At 58.9% G+C, this 21,066-nt stretch carries 14 protein-coding genes and 1 tRNA gene; 12 read left to right on the forward strand and 3 right to left on the reverse strand.

Annotated elements, in window-relative coordinates; translation table 11 throughout:
• The first annotated feature begins 186 nt into the window (after window positions 1-186).
• From CRI93_RS13680 to CRI93_RS13715, 7 genes are all read left to right on the forward strand, one after another.
• The gene (locus CRI93_RS13680; RefSeq protein ID WP_098063209.1) at window positions 187-687 is read left to right on the forward strand and encodes an HNH endonuclease; all 501 of its coding nucleotides are present in this window, start codon (window positions 187-189) and stop codon (window positions 685-687) included.
• Window positions 688-1,346: 659 nt separating this feature from the next.
• Entirely contained in the window at window positions 1,347-1,880 is a 534-nt protein-coding gene (locus CRI93_RS13685; RefSeq protein ID WP_245850539.1) for a hypothetical protein, read from the forward strand.
• A gap of 46 nt (window positions 1,881-1,926) precedes the next feature.
• Entirely contained in the window at window positions 1,927-2,601 is a 675-nt protein-coding gene (locus tag CRI93_RS13690; RefSeq protein ID WP_245850541.1) for a thiamine phosphate synthase, read from the forward strand.
• Window positions 2,602-2,737: 136 nt separating this feature from the next.
• Complete coding sequence (gene thiD, locus CRI93_RS13695) at window positions 2,738-3,589, forward strand: bifunctional hydroxymethylpyrimidine kinase/phosphomethylpyrimidine kinase (RefSeq protein ID WP_098063211.1); 852 nt, start codon at window positions 2,738-2,740, stop codon at window positions 3,587-3,589.
• A 104-nt stretch (window positions 3,590-3,693) separates the two neighbouring features.
• A tRNA-Arg gene (locus CRI93_RS13700) sits at window positions 3,694-3,767 on the forward strand.
• Window positions 3,768-4,065: 298 nt separating this feature from the next.
• A complete protein-coding gene (locus tag CRI93_RS13705) occupies window positions 4,066-5,115 on the forward strand; it encodes a polyprenyl synthetase family protein (protein ID WP_098063212.1) in 1,050 nt (349 codons plus the stop codon).
• A 644-nt stretch (window positions 5,116-5,759) separates the two neighbouring features.
• Window positions 5,760-6,527, forward strand: a complete 768-nt coding sequence (locus CRI93_RS13715; RefSeq protein ID WP_245850543.1) for an MBL fold metallo-hydrolase — start codon at window positions 5,760-5,762, stop codon at window positions 6,525-6,527.
• An 892-nt stretch (window positions 6,528-7,419) separates the two neighbouring features.
• Here CRI93_RS13715 and CRI93_RS13720 read toward each other — a convergent pair.
• From CRI93_RS13720 to CRI93_RS13730, 3 genes are all read right to left on the reverse strand, one after another.
• Window positions 7,420-9,408 carry a Na+/H+ antiporter NhaC family protein gene (locus CRI93_RS13720; protein ID WP_098063215.1) on the reverse strand — a complete coding sequence of 663 codons (1,989 nt, stop codon included), beginning with the start codon at window positions 9,406-9,408 and terminating at the stop codon, window positions 7,420-7,422.
• A gap of 49 nt (window positions 9,409-9,457) precedes the next feature.
• Window positions 9,458-10,087, reverse strand: a complete 630-nt coding sequence (gene upp, locus CRI93_RS13725; RefSeq protein WP_098063264.1) for a uracil phosphoribosyltransferase — start codon at window positions 10,085-10,087, stop codon at window positions 9,458-9,460.
• Window positions 10,088-10,627: 540 nt separating this feature from the next.
• Window positions 10,628-12,319, reverse strand: coding sequence for an alanine/glycine:cation symporter family protein (locus CRI93_RS13730; RefSeq protein WP_483869240.1), 1,692 nt, complete (start codon window positions 12,317-12,319; stop codon window positions 10,628-10,630).
• A 1,464-nt stretch (window positions 12,320-13,783) separates the two neighbouring features.
• On the opposite strand from CRI93_RS13730, the gene CRI93_RS13735 reads away from it, so the two are divergent.
• The 5 genes from CRI93_RS13735 to ansA all read left to right on the forward strand — a co-directional run bounded on the left by CRI93_RS13735 (window position 13,784) and on the right by ansA (window position 21,054).
• Window positions 13,784-14,149 (forward strand): PID-CTERM protein-sorting domain-containing protein, encoded by a 366-nt coding sequence (locus CRI93_RS13735; RefSeq protein WP_098063217.1) that lies wholly within the window; start codon window positions 13,784-13,786, stop codon window positions 14,147-14,149.
• 165 nt (window positions 14,150-14,314) lie between these two features.
• Window positions 14,315-18,010, forward strand: coding sequence for a T9SS type A sorting domain-containing protein (locus CRI93_RS13740; protein ID WP_098063218.1), 3,696 nt, complete (start codon window positions 14,315-14,317; stop codon window positions 18,008-18,010).
• Window positions 18,011-18,686: 676 nt separating this feature from the next.
• A complete protein-coding gene (locus CRI93_RS13745) occupies window positions 18,687-18,995 on the forward strand; it encodes a hypothetical protein (RefSeq protein ID WP_141491725.1) in 309 nt (102 codons plus the stop codon).
• A gap of 62 nt (window positions 18,996-19,057) precedes the next feature.
• A complete protein-coding gene (locus CRI93_RS13750) occupies window positions 19,058-19,501 on the forward strand; it encodes a PIN domain-containing protein (RefSeq protein WP_098063220.1) in 444 nt (147 codons plus the stop codon).
• 464 nt (window positions 19,502-19,965) lie between these two features.
• On the forward strand, window positions 19,966-21,054 hold the full coding sequence (gene ansA, locus CRI93_RS13755) for an asparaginase (protein ID WP_098063221.1): 1,089 nt from the start codon (window positions 19,966-19,968) through the stop codon (window positions 21,052-21,054).
• The last annotated feature ends 12 nt before the right edge of the window (window positions 21,055-21,066 follow it).

A 21,066-nucleotide genomic window follows, 5' to 3' on the forward strand; every position in this document is an offset into this window, starting at 1 on the left:
ATTTGGGAAACAAAGCGTGAACGCTTGTAATACGTAACAGCGTGTGTATATGCCGCGCACGCCACTTGAACTCACACAAGATGCCGAGGCATCGGCGAGGGCTGACCTCTTCAGTATTCCAATGCATCGTTTGTATGCTTTTGCCTCCACGAATGCACTCCGTAGCGGAGTGGGGGGCTGCGTGTGATGAATGGACACGTACTCGTTCTGAACCAAGACTACAGCGCACTCACGGTGTGCAGCGTGCAGCGCGCCATTGTGCTCATGCACCTGCAGAAGGTGCATCTTGTTGAGTCGGTGGATGGCAAAGCCGTCCGCTCGCCCAGCACGCGGATGCCGTATCCCAGCATCGTACGCCTGAAAGCGTATGCGCGCATCCCGTACAAAAAGGTGATGCTCTCGCGCAAAAACGTACTCAAGCGCGACCACCACACCTGTCAGTACTGCGGATCGCGCGACCGGCTCACCATCGACCATATCCGTCCCAAGTCGCGCGGCGGGCGAGACACGTGGGAGAACCTCGTGGCAGCGTGTGTGACCTGCAACAACCGGAAAGGCGATATGACGCCCGAAGAGGCGGGCATGGAGCTCAACCGCGAGCCGTTTCGTCCCAGCTACGTCATGTTCATCCGCGACTTCGTGGGCAACCTCGACGACACCTGGAAACCCTATCTCTTCCTGTCGTAACTGCAGTTCCTAACGGTGGAGGCAGCACTGGGTGCGTTCGGGAGATGTAGAGGCTACGCTCGTTTCTATGCGCGCTCCCAACAAGAAAACCCGATCCCCTGTGTCTGGCAGTCCGCCGTCGGGTGTGTATGACGGTGGGGGATGGGGCAGCGCCCCTGCTTGGCCCGCGTGGTCTGCGTCGCACGGCGGAGGGCCGTAGGTCATGCCTGTGGTGCCATGCGACGAGGGAATTCTTTCTTTGAGTTGGAGAAACAACTTCCTCTTCTCTCCCTCTTCCTACTCGTCGCGAGGCTCTGCCTCGTGACGCCCCACCTCGGGGGCTCTGCCTCCGCACGCCCTCAGGAGAGCGATTCATTTGTATATGCACACCGAAAATACTGAGTGTGGGGCAATTTCGGGGACAGCCCACAGGTCGATCTCTGGAGCGGTTTTGTTGCATGGTGGAGCTATACGACGAGATCGCGGTTTGCTTTTTCGCGAGGTTCGTCTCAATGCACCATCGGATGTCCACGACGGAGGTGCGCCTGCATCGTGTATCTTGACCGATGCTTTGCACCGGAGCGTACGGGCGCTCGCATCCCACTGCGGTAGTAAGCGTACGAGCATCTACACTGCACTTGTGCTGCTGCCTCCCAACACCCTCCAATCGATCTTCTGCTATGGCTACTCCCTCGGGCTCCTCGACCGTGACTCGCTGGCTGACGCGCGCTGCATGGATCATCCCGATTCTGCTTGTGGGGCTCTCGGCCCATCAGGTGTGGACCGGCCTGGCGCTGCGCGAGACGCTCCAGCAGGGAACGCCTGCCGAGGCCGAGATCACCGACTTCTTTTCGTCGGGGCGTGCCGAAATTAAGTACGACTACGTGAGCCTGCGCATCCCGATGGACGACGGCACGGTCATCACACGCGAGCGCATGTCGCTTCCGCACACGCTCATTGGGGTGGCCGAAGATCGCGAGACGATTGGAGTGCGCGTGCGCCCGGGGGCTTCGCAAGAGGTCGTAATTACCGAGGTGGCTAACACGCAGTGGCGCATCGCCTTCATGAACGCAGCCATGAGCCTGGTGCTGGGGCTGGTGGTGGGGGGAGGGTTGGCGTGGTGGAGCCGCACGCTCCGCACCGAAGGCGATCCCGCCACACGCGGCGTCGACGCTCCCGATCCCTCGCATCCTGCCCGGCAGGTGTCGTCGTAGCTGAGAAGCCCAGAAGCTGGACGCCAATACGATACGCAATTGCGCTGTGGCTACGCTACCCATGAATAAGAGCAAACCCACGGCCCTGCGCGCTACACAGACGGCATTGCCGCGCCCGCCCATTGCGCTCATCGCCAACGGATTTGCGACGCAGCTCGTGATTGAGGCGGTGCTGGCGGCGGTGAAGGCGGGGCTCCGGTGGGTGCATCTGCGTGACCACGAGGCCGCGCCGGAGCGGTTTCAGTGCGAAGCCAAAGCCCTCGCAGCACGCGTGCGATCGGTCCATCCCGCCACTACGCTTACCGTAAACACGCGCCTGCGCACCGCCCGTACGCTGGGGGCCGGACTCCACACCGGCTGGCGCGGTCCGCGGCCCGAGGCGATTGCGGCGCCCATTCCGCGCCCGCTTGGCTATTCAGCGCATCACGTGCTCGAACTGCCCCCGGCCCGCCGCCGCGTGGTGGACTACGTAACGTACAGTCCGATCTTCCCCACGTCGAGCAAGCCCGGTCACCCGGGCACGGGGGTTGATGCGCTGCGCCGGTTCGGCAGACAGGCCGGCGTGCCGGTGCTGGCGCTGGGGGGACTTACCCCTGAGCGCGTGGCGCCATGTCGTCGTGCTGGAGCAGCAGGAATTGCTGTGCTCTCAGGAATTGTGCATGCCGACAACCCGACCCAGGCAGCGCGGGCCTATCAACAGGCGTGGAAAGAAGCAGGCTAACGAAAAACCACGTGCGCTGCGTACCGCCTTCTACAGAATGCACAGAACCACGCGTCCGCTGCGTGTTTCCAAGAAACAGCGTGCCTGCACGCCTGCGAAACGACTCGCTACATTACCATCCACTTTGCATCCCCCTATGCCAACTGCAACGCCGAAACCTGTAGCCTGTACGATTGCCGGAAGCGACTCGGGTGGCGGGGCCGGGATCCAGGCCGATCTCAAGTCGATGGAGGCCAATGGGGTTTTTGGCACGAGCGTCATCACAGCGATCACGGCGCAGAATACCGTCGCTGTAACGGAGGCTCAGCCCGTAGCACTCGACCTCATCTCGGCGCAGATTGAGGCCGTGCTGAGCGATTTTCCGGTGGCCGTTATCAAAACGGGAATGTTAGCAACAGCTGACATCATTGAGCGCGTGGCCGACGAGATGGAGCAGCGCGACGGATATCCGCTTGTGGTCGATCCGGTTATGATTTCCAAGAGTGGATACGAGCTGCTTGCCCCCGAGGCAGTGGCAACGTTGCGGAACCGGCTGCTGCCGCTGGCCACGGTCATTACGCCCAACCTGCACGAAGCCGGGCATCTGCTCGACGCCACCGTACGCACTGAAGCCGACATGCGCGACGCTGCACGGACGCTCTTTGACATGGGGCCTGCAGCTGTGCTTGTGAAAGGCGGTCATCTGGCTGCCACTGATGATGCGGTCGACGTGCTGTACGACGGGACTACGTTCCATGCCGTACGGGCCTCGCGCATCGATACGCCGCACACGCACGGCACCGGCTGCACCTATGCCTCGGCCATTGCCGCCCACATAGCCCACGGACGCGCGTTGCCTGAAGCGGTACGTCAGGCCAAGGCGTACGTAACAAAAGCGATTGAACAGGCGCTCCCGCTGGGGAGCGGTCACGGTCCTACAAGCCACTTCTTTCACCTTACACCATTTACGGAGCCTGCATCGTCGTCGGTCGTTTCCGACGCGGCATAGCGGGCTTGCTTGAACAGTTTGTGAGGACGCATAATGATGGATCATTCCATTTTTGGGTGCGTGTATGGGTGCGCAACGGGCCAGGCACGGCCTGGCACACACATCTGCCCGTAGCTCAGATGGACAGAGCGGCGCACTACGGATGCGCAGGTCGGGGGTTCGAATCCTCCCGGGCAGGCACCAACCCCTGACAGGCTTATTGCCTCGTCAGGGGTTTTTTCGTTTGGGGGAGGCAAAGCATCGGGATCGCACCAACGCGCAGCGGCAGCACATAGGCACAGCACGCTGAACGGCAACTCACTCTTCTCGTGGGGCCTTGTGCCCGCCCCTCCAATTTTGCGCAACCTTGACACGGCGCCCTGCACACGTAACGCAGACTGTACATCCGAACCCAGGGAGCAGCGCCACACCGTAAACTTTTCGCGCGGACGCGGCGTAACGGATCCCCAACCTTTCAATGATTTCTGAAAACCGTAATGGAAGACGCCTCAGTCTTTACGTCGAACCGTGCCGGTGAGCGGTCTACGGGCGAGCGGTCTGCGGAGTCGTCGTTACCTACGACGCTTGATGCGATCCGCGCGCCGGTGTCCGAGGAGCTTGACGCGTTCCGCCCGTACTTCCGGGAGGCCATGCGCGCCGACCACTTCCTGCTTGACAAAATCACACAGTACGTACTCAAGCAGAAAGGCAAGCGCGTGCGTCCACTGCTCGTGCTGCTGTCGGCCAAGGTATGCGGCGAGGTCACCGAGATGAGCTACCGGGCCGCCGCGCTCGTGGAGCTGCTTCATACCGCGACGCTTGTGCACGACGACGTCGTCGACGACGCTGACACACGCCGCGGCATGTTCTCCATCAATGCGCTGTGGAAGAACAAAATCGCGGTGCTCATGGGCGACTTCCTCCTCAGCCGCGGTCTCTTGCTCTCGCTCGACCATCAGGACTACACCGTGCTGCACGCGCTCTCGGATGCGGTGCGCCGCATGAGTGAAGGGGAGCTGCTGCAGATCGAAAAGGCGCGCTTCCTCGACATCGACGAAGAGACCTACTTCCGCATCATCTCCGACAAAACCGCCTCGCTGATCTCTGCCTGCACTGCCGCTGGTGCACTTAGCGCCACCGATGACGACGACATGGTCGACCGGATGCGCACCTACGGCGAAAAACTTGGGCTTGCGTTTCAGATTCGCGACGACCTGTTCGACTTCGGTGCGGTGGATGCGGGCAAGCCCGTGGGCATCGACATGCAAGAAAAGAAGATGACACTGCCGCTCATCCATGCGCTGCAGCAGGCCACCAAATCCGATAAGAAACAGGTCATGAAGCGCGTACGCACCGACGAGAAATCGGCGGCGGATATGAAAGCGATCACAGCCTTTGCGCGTGAGCACGGCGGCATCACGTACGCGCAAGACCGCATGCATGCATTCGCTGAAGAAGCATACGACATGGCCGCTTCGTTCCCCGAATCCCACGCCCGAAATGCGCTCATGGGGCTGACGGCCTACACGATCCAGCGCACGCGGTAGTGTTGTGTCACAGATGATTATTGTAGTGCGGAAGGCGCGCGTCCAGGTGCGTTCTCTCCAACGGATTGTCATGTTGAGCAAGCGAAGCGCGTCGAAACATCTCCTCGTCGTTCAGCAGATACGGCGGGACAGGGGCCCTGCCAACCTCGAGAGAGATCTTTCGGCTCCGCTCAAGATGACAGCGTGCGAGCGGAGTACGTTGCTACCCAACCATTGACCTGTGACACGGCAGTAAGTACCAGAAAGCAGAACATCAACGCTACAGGTGATTGGAGGTGATTGGGCTACCCAAGTCGGCCTTCTCTCATCTCATCATATAGGCAGAAGTGCAGCGGTCTGCATGCAAGCTCGGTGGCACCGCTTCCCAACTGTGGGCGTTGAGATGCTTCACTGCGTTCAGCATGACCGGTAATGAAATAGAGGGTCGTGGATAGACGTTACATGATCACTCTCCCAATGATAATCTTTCTGGGGCGAACGGTCCGACAGTGGTCGGGACAGGTTACCCCGTTCGCTCCCGTCAGCCCCGCCGGAGACGTCCGCGCCGAGGGGCGCTCCCCGTCTCCGGCTACAAGCCCGCATCGTCCTCCACCAAGCATGGAGCCGTCACCATTCGTGTCCGTCTCACCATCTAAATGCGCACCATGACAGCTTACACTCACCTCCTGGGAACCGGAGCCTCCATCAGCGACCCGCATCGCACAACAACGATGCTCGCGCTCTCCGACGATGCCCATTCCCGCTCTTCGCTCCTGGTCGACTGCGGCGGCGATGCCTTGCAGCGCTGGCAGGCAGTAGGAGGTACGTTTCAAGAGATTGCCGGGCTCATCCTCACGCACCGCCATCCCGACCACATCAGCGGACTGCCGTTGCTGATGGAAAAGCTCTGGCTCTCGGATCGCGACGGCGATCTGCCGGTGTGCGGCTATCCGGCTACGCTCGATCAGGCGAGGCGTTGTATGAAGGCGTTTGCGCCGGTGACTGCAGGATGGGAGGGGATGCCCGAACTCATTGCCCACGAAGTGGAAGGGCAGCCCGGCGCTACGGTGTGGACGGACGCGCCGTGGCACATCACCAGTGCGCCGGTGAGTCATGGCGATACGCCCACGTTCGGACTGCGCGTAGCGCATGAGAGCGGGGCGGTCGTCGCGTACTCGTGCGACACGGCACCGTGTGATGCGGTCGTCAAGTTGGCCGAGGGGGCCGATCTGCTCATTCATGAAGCCACCGGTGCAGGGCCGGGTCACAGCAGCATGGTGGAAGCCGCCGATATTGCACGGGCCGCAGGTGTCGACCGGCTTGTGCTCGTGCACCTTCCGCCCGGACCCAAGCACGAGCCGCTGGAGGCCGCCCGCGATGTCTTTCCGGAAACGACGCTCGGCGTAGAGGGCAAGAGCTACTCGATAGCGTAGATGCGTTGCGGACTGCTTGAGATGCGAGCGGCGGTGCGCAGTCGGGGGGCAGGATGACTGGGGAGAAAGGTTAAGGTACTTCACCCCTCAAGCCCGGCCTGCAACAGGCCATGAATCCCCTCCCCCTTGTTCCTTCTCCCGGCGGGAGTGTGGGTGACTTTTCGGTAGCGGTTCAATGGTAAGTAACTGTCATATGGCCGACATCATCGGAGCCAGACAACCCCCTCTGTCTATCGACATCTCCCCCTTGGAAAAGGGGGAGAAACCCAAACGAGTCCGCAGGGCGACTCATGGAGCGCAGCGGAATAAAGGGAGAGGGGGTTCGAACAAGACAAACCTACATTCTACGATAGCCTTATCACTTAGCGTCTACCCACTACCGACTTTTCTTTTCCTTGTCCATTAACGCTCCTTGCAAGAGGTCGCGAGAAGCCCGAATCTTGGCACTTTGAAGTTCCTTCTCCCGAGGGGAGGTACGTGTTTAGTGACTTGTAGCCCGGGACTGGTATTCCGACAGCGGTCGGAAGGACGTCCCGGGCGGTGTGTAGACCAATTCATCGGGGCGCAGGGGCCGAAGGTCATGCTTTTTGTGCCATGCGACGAGGAAGGGCGGGCGGGGGCGTATTCCCCCGATGCAAGCACCAATCGCTGCTCCTCACATCCAGCCCACAAACGCGCCATACAGCCTCTTATGCGCAGCTGCGATCTGGGTTAGCATAGAAGTCTACTTAGAACCTGTTTTGATTTCTTATTTTGGGCTCCGAGCGGCTTCGCTGGGCTGCAAATTGCCCCTAATCTCGGCCCGTAGCCCCGGCTACGAACCTCGATTGGGGTTCAATTTTCGCCTCAGCGTCCCTCGCTCTCGCCGTCAAACCAAAACCCAAACAGGTTCTTAGGTCGACGGCATCGAAGCCTCTTGGGGCTGCGACGACTCATCAGATGAAGGGGATACGGCAGCCTCCCCCTGTGTGTCGACGGGCGTACCGAAGAGGCGCAGCGCGCCCGAAAGCAGTCCCGCACCGATGAGGAGCGAGAGCCACCACGGAAAGCCAAACCCGGCAGGCAGCGTGCCCACGAGCAGGGCGACCACGCCCACGCTCATCGCATACGGAAGCTGCGTGCGCACATGGTCGATGTGGTCGCAGCCCGACGCCATGGATGAGAGGATGGTGGTATCCGAAATCGGGGAGCAGTGGTCGCCCCACACCGATCCGGCCAGCACGCATGACACCGCAGAGTACATAATGTGGTAGTTCGACGGGTCGGCCATGTTGTTGGCCTGCAGCACGGCCCACACCAGCGGCACCACCAGCGGCATCAGAATGCCCATGGTGCCCCAGCTGGAGCCGGTAGCAAAGGCCGTGGCTGCTGCAAGCACGAAGATGATGGCGGGTACTACGCCGGGCGGAAGCGTTGTGCCCAGCACCGACACGAGGTACTCGGCGGTGTGCAGCACCCCGGTGATGTCGGAGAGCGCCCAGGCGAGCACCAGGATGATCATGGCAAAGAGCATCGACTTGAGTCCGCTGTACCAGGCTTCGACGGTCTCTTCGAGCGAGAGCAGGCGTTGCCCCACGGAGAGGGCGCCTGCGGTAAGCACACCGAGGAGCGAACCCCAGATGAGCGATGTGTAGGAGTCGGCTTCCCCAATAATCTCACGGAGCGACGCATCGCTTCCGGCAGCATCAATGCCTGTCCAGTACAGCCCGGCTAGCACGCTCCCGACGAGCACCAGAATGGGCAGCACGGCGTTGTAGGCCCGCAGCGGGATGCCGTCTTTGGGGCGCATCTCGTCGTTATCCTCTTCGGCAGCCTTATCGAGGTTGGCTTCGGCACTCACGACCTGTCCGGTGGTGCGAGCGCGGATTTCAGCGCGGGCCATGGGGCCGAAGTCGCGGCTGGAGTTGGCGACGACGAACACGAAGTAGAGCGCCAGCCACGGATAGAAGCTGTAGGCGAGCGAGCTCAGGAAGATCGAGTACGCGCCCTGATTAAATCCTTCGAGGCCCTCCACGGCGGTGCCCACGAGCCCAACCTCGTAGCCAATCCAGGTGGTTACGAACGCGACACACGCTACGGGCGCAGCGGTCGAATCCACAATGTACGCCAGCTTCTCGCGCGAGACCTTCAGGCGGTCGGTCACTGGGCGCATGGTGTTGCCGACTACAAGTGTATTGGCGTAGTCGTCGAAGAACATGCCCACGCCGAGTGTGCCCGTGGCAAGTTGCGCGCGGCGCGGTGTGTTGGCCCAGCCCACCAGGCGCTCCACAATGCCATACGTGCCGCCGTTTTTGGAGATGATACCCACCATGCCGCCGATCATCAGCGAAAACAGGATGATTGCGACATGGGATTCGTCGGCCAGCGCCCCGACCACGTAGATCTCCAGCGATTCGAGGAGGCCCACGAAGAGTCCGCTAAGCGAAAAGCCCGCCGCCATCCAGGCCCCCACCCAGATGCCCAGGAAGAGCGCCGGGATCACCCGCTTGAAGGCGAGCGCCATGCCAATCGCCAGGAGCGGGGGGAGCAGCGAGACAACACCCGGAAGCGCCCGTGTGGCGGCTTCGCTGATCGTAGTGCCGCCCTGCACCAGTCGTACCGTGTACGCACCTGTCTCCTCCACGACAAGGCCCTCGGCGGTCCAGGTTGAGCCGTCGGGTTCGAGAGAGGCAGTGGCGGATCCTACCTGAATCTGAGCGCCCGGGGTAAGCTGCTGGTCCGGATCGCTGACAGTGACGCTGAATGCGATGTCGTTTAAGACGACGCGCGGGGCATCCACTGACTGCGCTGACGCAGAGGGCGTGAGGCTGGTGCCGAGCCAGCCCAGGAGCAGCAGTCCGAAAACGAGGGGGAGCCGAGTGCGCAGAGCAGAGGCAAACATAGGCACGAAGACAGAACAAGAGGGATGCGGAGGCTACGCCGGGCGGAGGCTACGCCGGGGTACCAAAGATGCGGTCGCCCGCATCGCCGAGGCCGGGACGGATGAACGCGTTTTCGTCGAGCTCGCGGTCGAGCGTGGCGGCCACGATCTGCACGTTGGGATGGGCCTCGTGCAGGGCCTGTACACCTTCGGGGGCGGCGACCAGGCACGCAAACGTGAAGCGGTCTGCGCCCTCTTCCTTGAGGCGCGTGATGGCCGAGATGGCGCTCCCGCCCGTTGCCAGCATGGGGTCGACCACAAACACCTCAGCGCGGTCGACGCTATCGGGGATGTTGGCGTAGTAGTCGACCGGCTGGTGCGTATCTTCGTCGCGTTGCATGCCAAGATGCCCCACGCGGGCTTCAGGAACGAACCGCACGAAGCCGTCGACCATGCCGAGCCCGGCCCGCATGATGGGCACCACAATGACCTCCTGGGCAATGGCATAGCCGGTGGTGGGCTCCAGCGGCGTGTGGATATCCACCTCGGCCAGGGGGATGCTACGCAGCGTCTCGTAGGCGAGAATCGCTGCGGCATCCGACACGGTTTTGCGGAACAGACCGTGCGCGGTCGTACGGTCGCGCAAGATCGTCAGGTCGCGTTTCAAGAGCGGATGATCGACGACAGTGAGCATGTCGATGTCCAGAACATCCATAACAGATCAGGGAAGTCTAAAATGAGTGCTAAGTCAACGGCAATTCTGAGGACGCAATCAGCAACGCGCAGGTCATCGCGGCGGGTAAGAGGTAAGTGGAATCCCCAGGTTTCTTTCCCTTCCGGGGCAAACAGCCCTTTTGATAAAATCCCTTTCCTGAGGCGAACGGTCCTCCGTTCGCCTGTTAGAAGTTGTTTGGTAAATCATAATGAGGATGTTGTAAGCGTCGCTCATTAGATCGAACCCCCTCTCCCTTTATTCCGCTGCGCTCCATGAGTCGTCCTGCGGACTCGTTTGGGTTTCTCCCCCTTTCCCAAGGGGGAGATGTCAGTAGACAGAGGGGGTTGCAGAACAAAAAGCACTTACCAAACAGTCTCTTAACCCTGCCAGACTTCCGATATCACGTTGGCATTGCTGCGTCCTTGCCAGATGAATGCGCAGGACCGCTGCATCCCCCAGCGGTAGGCGTCCTCCGTACACGTCCGACGGAAGACCGCGGGACGCAGGAGGCCTGCGGCAAAGCGCCTACCGGTCGTCCTCATCGACTACGTTTACGAAGCTGCTGCCTCCATTTTCCCAGGGCTTGCGGTCGAAATAGCTGGTCGTTAGCTCTTTCAATTTGCCCGAAAGCGCAATGAGGGCGATCAGGTTAGGCACCACGACCAGGCCAAGTGCAATGTCGCCGATGGTCCAGATGGTGGTGAGCGCGGTAATCGCGCCCACGAAGTTCATGAGGACGAACAGGAACTTGTACGGGAGCACAGCGCGGTCGCCAAAGAGGTAGTGGGCGCAGCGGTCGCCGTAGTAGCTCCAGGAGATGGCCGTCGAAATCGCAAAGAGCAGGACGCTTAGAATCACAATGTAGCCGCCCCAGTCGCCGAGCGGCGCCAGCCCCCGTTCAAAGGCCAGTTGCGTGAGCGGCGCGCCGTTGCGCACCCCACCGCCGTAGAGGGAGGCGTAGGTCGTGCCATCCTGCGAGATCGCGGTGCCGTCGCTGGGATAGAGCGTGCCCGTGAACGGCTCGCTGAGGTCGCCGTCTTCGGTGCACTCGCCTTCGCATTCCACAAAGAGCCGCTCCACGACCGCCTGATTCCAGGCCATGGCGGGTTCGCCTTCGGTTACGCGCTGCACGCCATCTTCGATGCGAATCTCTTCGGGCGTCTCGACATCCGCAAAGAGGCCGCCCTCGCTCTGCACGCGATACGTGATATTGCCCGAGTTAAGGTCGAACTCGGTGGGTACCGGATCGCCCCACACGCCCGTGACCAGAATGACCATGGCGGTGAGGGTACAGATGATAATGGTGTCGATGAACGGCTCCAACAGCGCCACCACGCCCTCTGATGATGGTTCGTTGGTCTTGGCCGCGGAGTGCGCAATGGGAGCCGAGCCCTGCCCGGCCTCGTTCGAGAAGAGCCCGCGCCGCACGCCGTACATGAGTGTCAGTAAGAACACGCCGGTGCCGGTGCCCGCTACGCCCGCCGAAGGATTAAACGCTTCGGTAAAGACACTGGCGAAGGTGGGAATCAGCTGGTCGTAGTTGAGGGCGAGAATGACGAGCGCGCCCAGCACGTAGATGCCGGCCATCACCGGGGCCACGATGCCCGTGACCTTGCCGATACGCGTGATGCCGCCGAGAATCACCAGGGCAATGACCGCCGCCACAATGACGCCCGTAATCCATGGCTCTATGCCAAACTCGGCGCGCATGGTGTCAGCTACGGTATTGGCCTGCACCGCGTTACCGGTGAGAAACGAGGTCGCGATCAGCATGATTGCAAAGAAGATCGCGGCGGGCTTCCAGCTTTTGCCGAGGCCCTTTTCGATGTAGTACATCGGGCCGCCCGAGACCGAGCCCATCCAGCTTTTAAGGTCCGCGGTTTCCTCGCGCACATCGCGGTAGAACTGGGCGAGCGTCACCTCGCTGTACTTGGTGGCCATGCCCACGAACGCGGTAATCCACATCCAGAAGAGCGCGCCGGGCCCGCCAAAGTGGATGGCCAGCGCCACCCCCGCAATGTTTCCAATACCGACGGTAGCCGAGAGCGCCGTGGTCAGCGCCTGAAAGTGCGGGACATCGCCGGGATCGTCAGGGTTGTCGTATTTCCCGGTCATCACCCAGAAGCCATGCGCCAGCTTTCGGAACTGGATGAAGCCCAGCTGGAACGTCAGGTAGAACCCGGTCCCCAGCAGCAAGATGACGACCCACGGAATCATCTGGCCGTCGCCAACGGGCACGCCGTACGACCAGACCAGGTCATTCAGAAACTCAATTGTGCGCTGAAACCACATAGAGCGAGTAAAGACGGATGGAGGGAACACGCAAAGAAAACGGCGCCCCACATGCACGGAACGCCGACCCATGGCTGCGAGCCCTGTGATGGCCGCAACATCGTGTTAATATAAGGGCAGGAACGGTGGACTGCAACAGGCTTGATACGATGAAGAACGACTTTCATGTCAGTAGGACGGAAAAGCGGCTTTGGACCTGCGTTTGGAGATGGAAACACCTCGACGCGGTTGGGAGAAACTGCATATCGCGAATCTGCCCCTCTGAAGAGGGGACTATCGCGTTAGCGATGGAGGGACGTTTAAAGATCTGGCAGGTCTCGGAAGACCTGTCAGATCTGCCCAGTCCTGCTACCCGCTTGAAGACCGACGATAGCCCGAGACCGCGAGCAAAGCGTATGTCTCCGGCTACAGGCTTATTCTCTCCATCACTTAGCATTGAACCGCTACCAACCTGCTTTCCAAGTCATCCCGGCCCCTGAGCCGGGATCCAAGTCTCACACCTGAAAATCATTCCCGTGTGATGCAAGCGAGGTCTGACTATGGATTTCTTGGGGGTGCTGGTAATGGAGACGTGAGCGGTGACGGTAGGTTGGCAAGAGCATGCGGCGTGCGGGGTATTCACATGGAGTGCTACCTTCGTATCTACCCCTCAGTCGCTGCGCGACAGCTCCCCTCTCCAGGGGAGCAATTTGAGACGGCGCGGTTCCACCTGCGCTAAACACGTACCCTCCGTTTACCCGCGCCAGAGACGTCTTCGGCTACCGGCACGGTTCCTCCATCATTTAGCATTGAACCGCTACCTTTTCCCTTTCGACCCAGGGCAGGATAAAATACCATGATATTGCTATTGGAGCATCCGTCTGTGTGGGCTGCAGTGGGGAGAGTTGACCGGGGGCTTGCGTTTATGAGATGCGTTGCATACTCTCTATGTGGAGTGTGTATCGTACACAGTAAAAGCTGCACCCATGTCAATCGAAACAGCGGTGCATACGTCGCATAATGCAAGCTGCAAGGCGCGCCGCATTACAGCATGTACAGCGTTGGCACGCGTCTTGAGCATTATACCATGTGCGCATGTGCATCAGGACGAGCCGTTTGCATATATGCATGGGCCGGTGCAGGCCTGACTGGACACACGCTCAAGGCGACCCATGTGCTCGCAAATATCAAAAACCCGTTGTGCGCTCCACAAACAGGCCCCTGGGGCGCTGGCGCTGCGCGGGTTTCACAGCGATGTCGCAGTTTGTTACATGCGACATGCGCTACATTGCAGAGGACATCTTCTCGTTTTCATTATGACCGATCGTGCCCTTTGCGGTAGATCCTGATTACATTCTTCCCGACCACATGAAATGTTTTTACCGATACGCAGCTGCGATGCTTGGTCTTATGCTCGTTGCCAGCAGCGGAGCCCTCGCGCCCTCAGCCGTTGCTCAGTCGTCATGGGACACAGCGCCCGCTGACAACCGCGACGACCGCACGCAGTACGAAGCCCCTCGCACCCCCGACCCCGCCGGCACCGGCCTGCCCGACTGGGCAGACTCGGGCGCATCGTCCAATGAGTTTGGAACAGGGTCGAACGGGCCGGTGGCTGATGGGCCGCAAACGAATGATGAACCGCCGCCCCCGCCGCCGCCACGAGTACCCGTTGACGGAGGGCTTAGCCTGCTTGTTCTTGCAGGGGCGGGGTACGCAGCCAATAGACTACGCCGCCGAGATGGTGAGAAGCCGCATGGTGACAAAGAGATGCCGTAAAAATGAGTTTGAAAGCATCTTAGTAACAACGATAGGGCAGCACGTTGGATTTTTAGAAGTCCGCCTTTAGAGGCCCGATGCTATTGGTTCGATAGAGCAGTCAAGTACGCCGACGTGCTGCTGCTCTGAGCACTGTTTCTTTTCCAGAAAACCCTCTGCCTACCCATGAAATATACAGATACGAATTCATCGGCCGCTTCGTCTACTTCTTTCGCGCTATTCCTTGCAATAGCTGCTTCTTTTCTTCTGGCCTTCGTGCCTGGGGAGGCTACTGGTCAAACTACGTGCTATGCCGTCAGCGGTGGGAACTGGGATGATCCTGATAACTGGTCTTCTGTGTCGGGTGGGGATCCTGCTACTGATCCGTGCAATGACCCAGTCGGATACCCCGACAGCGATAGCTATGCTGCTGACATTGAGAGTGGGGCAATAGTACAAAATATTCCCACGCTGGAAGTCGCGGATGTTACAGTGCGCTCTTCTTCGAATGGGTTGGTGCTTAGTGAAGACTTTACTGTCACAGGAAATGTGATAGTTGAAAGCAACACTGTTTTGAACACCTATGTCGTAGATGGTACTCAAGCGGTAATCGCGAGTGGCTCCTTGGTTGTCAATGGGAGCATGGACAACTCAGGTACTTTTCGGGTAGATCGAGAAAGTGGTGGGAATGGCTCGGCAGAGATTAGAGGGGACGATCCACTCGCTGATGGAGTAACGAAGGGTTTGACCAGTAGTGGTACGATTGAAGTAGATCAGAACAATGGTAGTACGACAGCTCCGCTCACTGTGGGAAGATCAAGCATACCTTTGGGAAGAAACCTCCAGCTTACAGATGGTACCCTCGCTGCCGGAGATAACTCGTCGATCACCGTTTTATTCGGTGGCTTAGACATTGGTGCTGACGGGACTAATAGTGCTTCCTTTGATCTCAACGATGGAAATGCAGATATCAACTTTGCTACCTCCATCGCTTCGGGAAGTCAGTTAAGCATCGGGGCAGGGGCTGAGTTTAGTGTTGGGGGTAACTTTGACAACTCTGGGACCCTCACTGCTGCTGCGGGTTCTCACATTTTCTTTACTGGGTCATCAGGGTCATCGCAATCTCTTTCGGGCAATTTCCGTCAGAGCAACGGGTTTTGGGATGTGACTATCGAGAGCGGAGCAAATGTAGATCCCTCTGACAATATGACGATTACCAATAATCAGGAAGTTCAGGTCAGTGGGACTTTAAATGTAAGCGGAACATATGGAGAGAGTGGGGGCAATGAGGGAGCTGACCTCACGTTCGATGGGTCGCTTTTCTCAATCAATGAGAACGCAGACTTTTTCTCTTCAATAGTCAGATTCAATAACTCTGGTACTACGACAGTTGAGGGGGTCGTATTCTCCGATGTCGTCGTAACTAATGACACAGATGTCGAACTGCAAAATGCTTTCGAGATCAACGGTAAGCTCACAATTGTAAGCGACGGGGCACGGGTTCTCTTAGCAGCAGGACGACTGACACTCAATGGGGATGCCGATATAAGTGGACCACTCCTTCCGCAGGGTGGAGGAATTACATTTGAAGGAGGCCAGCTACAAGAAATTGCTGGCTCTACAACACAAGAGCTCACTTTCGGGTCGATGGTTGTACGTGGAAGCAATACAGTTGTACAAATTGATAATACCGACCCGCGCCTTCTCACAGATGATCTCACCATTGATCAAGGCGGCGAGTTGAGTCTTGGACGTCCTCTTGAGATAGGAGGCAACTTTAGCAATGATGGGGGCCAGTTCAGCTTCAATCCAGGCATAGCTTCTGGCAACCGATCAATTTCATTCATTGGGAATGGGCAGCAGACGATTGACTCGGAAACTAATTTTGAGTTTTTCAACCTAACAATCAACTCTAACCGAGATCAAGGGTCGCCTGGGGCTGATGTCTCTGTTAATAGCGGCCCGATTGAAGTAACGGGCACACTGAGCCTAGACAATGGGCGTTTGGCTGGTGGGGGCGTTCTTACACTTGCACCAGGGGCGTCCATCGTGTATGGAAGTGGTACGATCACCGATGAGTTGCTCGCGGATCGCACCCTAAACCAGGGCCCTGAATGGTATATGCTGGCCAATCCAATGGGCAACACATACGACCAATTCTTGCGTCAGGCCAGTGATGGTGGTGTTGAAAAGTCACGGCTGTGGATTCAAGGTCCAGATAACTCTGAAGATAATCGTCGAGCGTTAAGCAACCTGCTTGTTTATGACGAGTCATCACGTGCCTCTAACGGAACGGATGGGAGTGCATGGCAATCCGTCGAAGACGTAGATAACAACGCCAGTTATGGCACCGGATTCATTGTGTACGCTTATGATGAGGATCGGGACAATACAGGCTTCCCCAAAACAGTTGAGGGACGTGGGCTGCCAAACTTTAGCACCAGCTTCAGTTTCCCACTCAGCTATACAGATGGTATAAGTGCGGATGACGAGGGCTGGAACGTGGTGGGAAATCCCTATGCTGCATTCCTTGACTGGGATAACTTGAGTAAAAGCAGCCTCAACAATACGGTTTACGTGTGGGATCCGCAAAATGAGCAATACCAAACGTACAACGGTACAGATGGCACGGGCGGATTCGAAGGAATAATTGCCCCTTTCCAAGGGTTCAAGGTTCAGGCTGAAGCAAGCGATGCTTCGTTAGAAGTAACGGATATCACGACAGCGCAGGTTACAAGCGAAAGCGACCCGTTCTTTGCGTCGGAGGGACCTGCTACCTCACGATTTGCCCGCCTGAATATTAGTTTGGGTGAGACGACCGACATGGCCCACATGACGTATAATGAGGAAGGGAGCACGGGGCGTGATAGCTACGATGCATACCGCCTCACCCCGCTGAGTTCGCCATCGGGAGGACACGTAAATTTCTACACGCTGCGTGAGGACGGTACTGCGCTTGACATCAACAACCTGCCGTTTAGTCCAGAAGAGGAAATGACGATCCCCTTGGTTGCTGAAGCCGCAGGGTGCGAAGGCAGTACCCCATTCGAAGGCGAAGCAACAATGTCGCTGGGAGAAACCGAAAACATTCCTGAGACGTGGGGACTGTTTGTGACTGATACAGCGACGGGTGAGACGCATGACTTGCGTGCTGACGATCCGTACACGTTCACGCTATCGTCCAGTACGGATTGCAGCGAAACATCGGCAAATATGCGTGCCGAGCAGGCAGCTGACCCGAACATGGGTGAGATTGTCACGCACAACAACGAAGCCAGCACCCGCTTCACCCTCACCCTCGACCCCGATGCCGGGCCGCTGCCGGTGGAGCTGAACAACTTCCAGGGTCAGGCCAGTGAGCAGAGCGCAATTATTGAGTGGAGCACTGCCAGCGAAACCAACAACGCGGGTTTCGATGTGGAGCACAAAGCGCCCAACGCCGACAGCTTCACGCAGGTGTCGTTCGTTGAAGGCGCCGGCACCACCGATTCGCCGCAGTCGTACAGCTTCCAGATGGACGAGCTGGACGCGGGCACGCACACGTTCCGCCTCCGCCAGTCCGACCTGGACGGCACCACCACGCTCTCCGATCCCATCGACGTGGAGATTGGGCTGAGCAGTGCCTATGAGCTTGCCACCTATCCGAACCCGGTGCGCGATCAGGCCACCGTGCAGTTCGCGGTGCAAGAGTCGCAGCCGGTCACCATCGAGGTGTACAACACGCTGGGGCAGCGCGTGCGCACGCTCTTCCAAGAGTCCGTACCCGCCGATGACACCCGCGAGATCACCCTCGACGTGAACAACCTGTCGAGCGGCCTCTACATCGTGCGGATGCGCGGCGAGAGCTTCAGCACCACACAGAAGATTACGGTGGTGCGGTAAGTACACAGCATGAACATCGCTATCCCAACCCGCCGGTGAGGTGTCCCCTCATCGGCGGTTTTTTGTTGGGGGTGAGGTGTGCTGCTCGTTCTCCCAGACATATTCGGGGGCATGTGTGGTGTATCCAGGCAACCGTAGGGACACGGCGCGCCGTGTCCCTACCTACTGTCGTGTCACAGGTCAATGTTTGGGTTGCAGCATACCCCGTTTACATGGTGTCATCTTGAGCGGAGCGGCTCCGCCAAGGAGACGCGGAGTCGAAAGATCTCCCCCAAGGTTGGCAGGGCCTCTGTCCCGCCGTATCTGCTAAATACCAGGGAGATGGTTCGACTGCGCTCACCATGACAGGCTTCGTGAGGGGAGGATGCCAAGGCAACCATCAAAATGAGGGGTGACACAGCACTACGTACGGTGTACCTGCTAACCAGCGTATCGTATGGAGCGTGGTTGAATGGGACATGCTGGGATGTATTGTGGAGGGGAGTAGCAAAGATCTGACAGGTCTCCGAAGACCTGTCAGATCTGTTTGAGAGCCTGTTTGGGTTTTGGTTTGACGGCGAGAGCGAGTGCCGGTGAGGCGAAAATGTCCCGCGTACCGTGCTGCTGAGGACCTCATTAGGTATAAGTAATGTATGTGATGTACATCTACGTTCCAAAACAAGCACAACATGCTGCCATGGCTGCGATGATTCGCAAACAGCTTTACCTCACCGATGCTCAAAATAAAGTGCTTAAGCAGCGTGCTCGAGAATTAGGCATATCGGAGGCTGAGCTTGCACGTCAGGCACTCGACCAGATGCTCCAGCCGTCTGAACAGGGCACAGCGCCTCACGCAGAAACCGAGTCTGCACGTCAAGAGGCGCTGAGCGAGCTGCTGCGTCATACGCGTCGTCTGGCTGAGGGGCGCAGATTGCCTGCAGCTTTTAAGACAGCATATCAGACGCGAGGGCGAGATGTGCTCTACGAGTCTCGCTTAGACCGGTAGGGGCAACGCATTGGGTACGGATATTAAGTTGCTCCGCACCCTGACACACCACAAAGGGCTGTATGCGCTATGTAATCGACACCAACATATTGGTCTACTGCTTTGATGAAAGCGAGACCAGCAAGCAATCGCGTGCGCTTCGCATTGTTGAGCAGGTCGGGCGGGCGGAAAGCGGGGCACTTCCTGCGCAGGTGCTGGCGGAGTTCGCCAATGTTGCGCTTTATCGTCTTGAGCCTACACTCGCTGCTACAGAGGTGTACGAACAGGTAGACCGGTACAAGCAGGTGTTTACCGTTTTTCCACTCACCCCTGCAGTCGTCTTAGAGACTGTGCGTGGGGTTCAAGACCATAGCTTTTCGTACGTTGATGCGCAGATTTGGGCGGTGGCCAAGCTTGCACAGTGTCCGATCATCTTGAGCGAAGATTTTGCGACAGGGGCTACGGTCGAAGGCGTTTCGTTTCTCAATCCGCTGGATCCTGACATAGATCTCAGCGCGTTGAGATAGCCGTTCAGAAGAAGATCAACGGGCAGTGGATAGATGTCAAGTGATCGCTCTTCTGATAAAAATCTGTCCTGAGGCGAACGGTACCGAAAGCATTCGGCACAAGTTACCCCGTTCGCCCCCCACCAGAGACGTCCGCGCCGGGGGGCGCTTCCCGTCTCCGGATACTGGTACATTTGGTCCATCACTTAGCGTTGAATTGCTACCAAAAATAAGAAATCAAAACAGGTTCTTACACCCACCGCGTGTGATGCGCGACGAGATAACGACGAACTGCCGCGCGGGCTTGCGTGTAGGGCGCGCTTCGCTGCAGCTTACGGAGCGCGGTAGGGATGGCGTCCCGAAGCGGGCTCTTCTGCTTCCCTCTAACAACGCATGGTGCGAAGCCGGTGCAAATGGGGATCGCCCCGTGGCAGGTGTCGTACAGTGCGATCCGTAGCTTTTATGCATGAACCTACGCCAGACGCATGGCTGATTCGCCTCGCATTTTTGTGGCGCACACCGGAGGAACGATTGGAATGGCGCGGCAGCCCTCGGGCGAGTATGACACGCAGCCGGGCCACCTGGAGGCGCAGATTGAGGCGCGAGGGGCGTTTCGGGGCGAGCATGTGCCGGAATACGACATCTACGAGTTCGATCCGCTGCTCGACAGCGCCAACATGACGCCGCAGGACTGGCTGGCGATGGCGACGACGATCCGCGACCACTACGACGACTACGACGGCTTTCTGATTGTGCACGGCACCGACACGATGGCGTTCTCGGCATCGGCGCTGTCGTTTATGCTCGATCCGCTGGACAAGCCGGTCATCTTTACGGGCTCGCAGATTCCGCTCGTCGAAACCCGCACCGATGCGCAGAGCAATCTGCTTACGGCGCTGCTCATTCTGGGGGCGTATGCCGATCGCATGAGCGGGGTGTTTCTGTACTTCAACGACCGGCTCTTTCGCGGCACGCGCGCCACGAAGGTGAATGCAGATACGTTTGATGCATTTGCCTCGCCCAACTTTCCGCCAGTAGGTACCGTGGGCATCAACGTGGAGATCAACTGGCCACTTGTGCCTGCCCCCAAGAAGCCGCTGCGTCCGCCGCAGGTGGTGGCACTGGGCAGCGCCACAGTAGCGGCGTTTCGGGTGTTTCCGGGGCTCGATGCCTCGTACCTGACGCATGTGCTGGCCCCGCCGGTGCAGGGCGTGGTGCTGGAGTGCTACGGCGCGGGCAACGCACCCAGTAACAACGATGCCTTTTTGGAAGCGCTTCGGACGGCGACTGAGCAGGGGACCGTCATCGTAGATGTGACGCAGCCGCTGCACGGCACCGCCGACCTGGATCTGTACGCCACGGGCCATGCGCTGGCCGAGGCGGGCGTGGTGAGTGGCTACGATCTGACGACCGAAGCCGCCCTGGCGAAGCTCTACTACCTGTTTGAGCAGGGCCATGCGCCCGATGCGGTGCGCCGCCTGATGCAGCAGAACCTGCGCGGCGAGCTAACTCCGCCCGACGAGGTGCCGCCCAACCTGGGCCGTTCGCGTCAGCGTCTGGCCGGGTACCGGTAGTACCTGGCGGCA

It is taken from the genome of Longimonas halophila (assembly GCF_002554705.1).
Classification (GTDB): domain Bacteria; phylum Bacteroidota; class Rhodothermia; order Rhodothermales; family Salinibacteraceae; genus Longimonas; species Longimonas halophila.